The sequence below is a fragment of the Weissella viridescens genome (assembly GCF_001437355.1).
Taxonomy (GTDB): domain Bacteria; phylum Bacillota; class Bacilli; order Lactobacillales; family Lactobacillaceae; genus Weissella; species Weissella viridescens.
This window is the reverse complement of the sequence record NZ_JQBM01000004.1, coordinates 145,813-150,588: the sequence shown is the minus strand read 5'-3', so window position 1 is coordinate 150,588 and position 4,776 is coordinate 145,813. Positions and strand designations below refer to the sequence as shown.

Here is a 4,776-nt window from a genome sequence, read left to right as displayed (position 1 = left end):
GACTCAAAATCCAGTTCCCTTCTTGGGAGTGTGGGTTCGATTCCCACCGACGGCATATTTAAATCAAGCATTGGCTTTAGGCTGATGCTTTTTTTGTACCAAAAAAGGGGATGGCGATGATGGAACTAAATGTGAAGCACACAAGTGAGTTGGCACCAATTGAATTAGTTGAAATTTTTGAGGCACGCACATCTGTATTTGTGGTTGAACAAAATTGTGCTTATCAGGAAGTTGATCGGACTGATTTTGATGCATTGCATGTGCGGGTGATTGAAAATCATCAACTTGTTGCATATGCCCGGATTTACCTTAGTCAAGATGGCGTTCATTTTGGTCGTGTCTTGGTGGTTAGCGATGAACGCGGTAACGGTCTGGGGCGTACATTAATTGAGGGCGTCTTAGAGGCGATTCAAGAGCGGTTTCCTGGTCAACCGGTTCATATTCAAGCTCAGTCGTATTTGACGTCATTTTACGCTTCATTTGGCTTTGAGGCTGTTTCAGACGAGTACTTGGAAGATGGCATCCCGCATATTGATATGGTGAAAATGTAATTATGTATGCATAATAAAAAGCGAGCACTTAATGTGTTCGCTTTTTTATTACGCTTATTTAGTAAATTGTTTTTTAATCCAGTCAAGGGCACTCAAGACAAGGTAGACACCGCCACCAAGTAAGATACCATCACTAATAGAGTGCGTAAGAGGCATTCCAAGAACAATCAAGAAGGCAGAAGCCGCAATCTTGAAGTTATTCCAATCAATATCCTTTAGATTACCTAGCATCAAGACACCCACCACAATCAAAGCACTAGCTGTGATTTGTGGTGTAATCATTGTGAGCAAAGGTGAGAAGAAGAGTGAAAGTGCAAATAGAATAGCGACAACGACTGAAGTGAGTCCAGTCCGTCCGCCAGCTGACACACCGGCGTTTGATTCAACAAAGGCGGTAGCGGGTGAAGTTCCGAAGATAGCTGCACTAATGTTACCAAGCGCACTAGCAATTAAAGACTTGTTTGTATCGCGATCAGTTCCCATTTGCTTTTGTACACCTAAAATTGTACCAGTCGTATCAAAGAAAGCTACTAAGAAGAACGTTAGGACAATTGGTAGAATGTGCCAGTTCATAACGCTTGGTAGGTGGCTAAAGGCTACACCAAACGTTGGCTTCAAACTGGGAACTGATGAAACAACTTGACTTGGCGCATGAACAAGCCCTGTTACGAGCCCGAGAATTGTCGTCACCATCATCCCAAGGAAAATAGCCCCGGGGATGCGGTAATAGTACAAAGCTAATGTAATCAATACGCCAGCAATCGTTAATAATGATTGTGGTGATGTTAATGATCCCATTGTTGTGAAAGTTGCGGGATCAGCAACAATTAAGCCACTCCCCGTTAATCCGATTGTGGCAATTAATAAACCAATTCCCGCACTAATGGCTGACTTTAAGTCATTTGGGAAAATATTAATAATCCAGTCCCGAATCGGCGTTATCACAACGATTAAATATAGCAATCCAGCCAAGAGCATGGCGCTCAATGCTTCTTGCCATGAGTATCCTTGTTGCAAAACAACTGAGAAGACGAAAGCTGAGTTGATTCCCATACCAGTTGAAATGGCAATTGGCATATTGGCAATGAAAGCCATCATCAAGGTACCAAAGATAGATACAGCGGCTGTGGCCGTGAAGACCGCCCCTTTATCCATACCAGCTTGAGCTAACATGGCTGGTTGAACGAACAAAATATATGACATTGAAATAAAGGTGGTAAAACCAGCTAATACTTCAGTCCGGACGTCAGTATGATTGGCCCGTAAATTGAAAAATTTCACAGTACTACTCCTAAAAACATTAAGCTACTGAAAAAACAGTGCATGAATAAGAATATCGGAATTAAAGAGCGACTGCAATGGGAAGTAAAAGGTTTTACGAAATCCTTTTGAAACCATGTGAACTTTAAGCATAGATAAATTACGAAATGCTAATATTATGTATATTCTGAAAATATTTGAACTGTAATTTGTTATACTTAAAAGAAAAGCCCTAATTAAAGGAGATTTTATGCAGAAAAAAGCACATAGACGTCTACACGGTTTAACGAAGAACAAATGGATACATACACTTATGTTTGTGATGGCCCTTGAAATCGTGGCAATCTCAATCAATTTCTTTTACGCTCCCATTGATGTTGCGGCAGGTGGCGCTACCGGGGTTGCGATTTTGTTAAACGCAGCTTTTGGCATTAACCGTTCAATTACTGTTTTGGTGGTCAATTTAATTATGATTGTCTTGGCGATGATTTTCTTAGATCGTGCGACCGTCAAAAAGATTATTTTTGGTAGTTTTGCGCTACCGGTCTTACTATGGGTGACCCCAAGTTTTAAAATAGTTGATGATCAATTGTTGGCTGTAATTATTGGTGGCGCCGTTTTTGCCACCGGAATCGCACTAACGTATCGATTAGAAGCCTCAGCGGGTGGGACGACTGTTCCACCGCTCATCTTGAAAAAGTATTTTGGGATTAACACTGCATATTCATTACTATGTATTGATATGGTCGTGACTTTCTTTAATATTTTCGTTTCGGGAACAAGTGCCTTTTTCTTGGCTGCCTTCTCTTTGGTTGTGACATCTGTTGTGATGCGTCGAATTGAGATTGGACTTGATTTGAAGCAACAAGTAACGATTATGAGTAATGACCATATTCAAGAAATTAAGGAACGTTTGTTGAGTGATCAACAGAGTCTGACCATTATGAATGTGCGTGGTGGGTATACCGATAACGAAAAGGAAATGTTGATGGTGATGGTGGATAGCCAAAGCTACAATCATCTGTTGAATGAAGTTCATGATATTGATGAGGATGCGTTTGTCGTCGCCTCAAATGTAACGGAAGTCCATGGCGGATTGATGTAAATTGAATTGGTTTTAAACAAGGACAATGGTAAAATCAAACCATAACGAATAAATACGGCTAGCTGATTATGAAAATGATCAGTTATTTATTATGAAAAAATTGGGTGAAGAAATGGCAATTGATCAAAACAAAATCATAGATACGACCTTACTAGCTGGTCGGATTATGACGGAAGGTGGCTCGGAAATTTACCGTGTGGAAGATACCATGCGGCGCATTGTTCGAAAAGCAACTGGGGATGATAGTGAAATTTTTGCAACGATTACGGGTGTGTTATTAACGATGGATTCGGATGATCATACACGCTTTAGTCAAATAAATCGGCGTGGGATTGATATGGAAAAAATCAATATCGTTAATGAACTATCACGAAAATTCACTGATGATCAAATTGATTTAAATCAACTACAAGCGCAATTGAAGAAACTAGATCATGAGTTACCCAACTTTCCACTTTGGTTACGCGTACTTGGAGCTGGCCTTGAAGGTATGTTCTTGATGATTATCTTTACCCAAACGCATGATTGGTTTGATATGCCATTAACGTTAGTGGCAGGGGCCGTGGGGTATTTGGTTGCTGAAATTCTGGGATCGATTTCACGGATTCGATTTGTTCGTGAATTTTTAGGGTCGTTGGCTTTAGGAATTGTCGGGATTGCGGGTGTACGCCTAGGGTTAGGACATGATGTCAATAATGTCTTGATTGGTGCGGTGATGCCATTGGTGCCTGGGGTGCCAATCACAAACGCTTTACGCGATTTAATTGAAGGTAATTTATTGGCTGGAATTGAGCGTGGTTTTGAAGCTGCCTTAACGGTCTTTGCGATTGCGTGTGCTATTGGAACTTTGTTCCATTACTTATAAACAGCGGGAGGGATAGGATAAATGTTATTTGATATTTTCATTCAACTCTCATTCAGTTACTTAGCTACGGTTGCCTTTGGACTCTTTATTAATGTCCCCCGTAAAGCATTAAATGCGGCTGGAATTTCTGGTGCCGTCGGTTGGATGGCCTACTGGTTCTTAGTAGAAGCAGGTATTAATGCGATTCCCGCAAATTTTGTTGGGGGTCTTGCCGTTGGATTAATTGGACTTGTGATGTCGCAATACAAGCGAATCCCTAGCACCATTTTTAATATTCCTGGGTTGGTGCCTTTGGTTCCAGGAGCTTCAGCCTATCAGGCGCTCATCTTACTACTCAGTGGGAATATGGATGCTGCTAATGAGAAGCTCTTTTCGGTCGTGATGATTGGTGGTGCAATTGCCATGGGATATGTTGTTTCTCAATTAGTTTCTGAACAATATTTCCGTTACCGGCGCAACCAAGTATTGTCTAAAAATGACGAGCAAAACTTAGATCATGATTTAAGTGACAACAAGCAATAAAAAAAGACCTGACTTCAATCAAAGTCGGGTCTTTTCTATTTATACTATTTTAGTGCTTACGTTTGAAACCGAAGCCGAGTAGGCCGATTAACATACTCATTCCAGTCCAAGCCAATGTTGTGTTATCTGAGCTACCTGTATTTGGTAATGCTTTGTCGCTCGCTTGTGTCGTGGTGTTAGGTGTCATTGAGGTCTTTGCAACCGTGGGTGTGCTTTGGACGTTGAAACCCGGATATGGCTGAGCTGAAAGCGAAGCTTTGGCAGCTGCTTGTTGAGCCTGAGCCAAAACCAACTTTGCGTTGGCTTGGGCAGCTGCTTGCTTAGCTTGTTGGAGCTTAACATCAGGAGTAACCGCAGATTGCTTAGCGCCTAATAGTTTAGCAGCGACAGCATGATCAGCTTGTGGCGCGGCAGGCCGAATTTCAGTCGTTGCCACTTGTGATTGTGCCGGTGCTTCATTTGATGGTTGTGCC

At 41.6% G+C, this 4,776-nt stretch carries 6 protein-coding genes; 4 read left to right on the top strand and 2 right to left on the bottom strand.

What is annotated here, in order from left to right:
- Nucleotides 1-116 precede the first annotated feature (116 nt).
- A complete protein-coding gene (locus IV50_RS06700; protein WP_306345390.1) occupies nucleotides 117-551 on the top strand; it encodes a GNAT family N-acetyltransferase in 435 nt (144 codons plus the stop codon).
- 54 nt (nucleotides 552-605) lie between these two features.
- Here the strand turns inward: IV50_RS06700 and IV50_RS06695 are convergent, their stop codons facing one another.
- Complete coding sequence (locus tag IV50_RS06695) at nucleotides 606-1,832, bottom strand: NCS2 family permease (protein ID WP_057746893.1); 1,227 nt, start codon at nucleotides 1,830-1,832, stop codon at nucleotides 606-608.
- 229 nt (nucleotides 1,833-2,061) lie between these two features.
- On the opposite strand from IV50_RS06695, the gene IV50_RS06690 reads away from it, so the two are divergent.
- From IV50_RS06690 to IV50_RS06680, 3 genes are all read left to right on the top strand, one after another.
- Entirely contained in the window at nucleotides 2,062-2,916 is an 855-nt protein-coding gene (locus IV50_RS06690) for a YitT family protein (protein WP_057746891.1), read from the top strand.
- 91 nt (nucleotides 2,917-3,007) lie between these two features.
- Nucleotides 3,008-3,781 (top strand): threonine/serine exporter family protein, encoded by a 774-nt coding sequence (locus tag IV50_RS06685; RefSeq protein ID WP_057746889.1) that lies wholly within the window; start codon nucleotides 3,008-3,010, stop codon nucleotides 3,779-3,781.
- A 21-nt stretch (nucleotides 3,782-3,802) separates the two neighbouring features.
- The gene (locus tag IV50_RS06680; protein ID WP_069201682.1) at nucleotides 3,803-4,303 is read left to right on the top strand and encodes a threonine/serine exporter family protein; all 501 of its coding nucleotides are present in this window, start codon (nucleotides 3,803-3,805) and stop codon (nucleotides 4,301-4,303) included.
- 49 nt (nucleotides 4,304-4,352) lie between these two features.
- Here the strand turns inward: IV50_RS06680 and IV50_RS06675 are convergent.
- Nucleotides 4,353-4,776 (bottom strand): LPXTG cell wall anchor domain-containing protein (locus IV50_RS06675; RefSeq protein WP_162259505.1); only part of this gene is annotated, 424 nt, incomplete at its 5' end.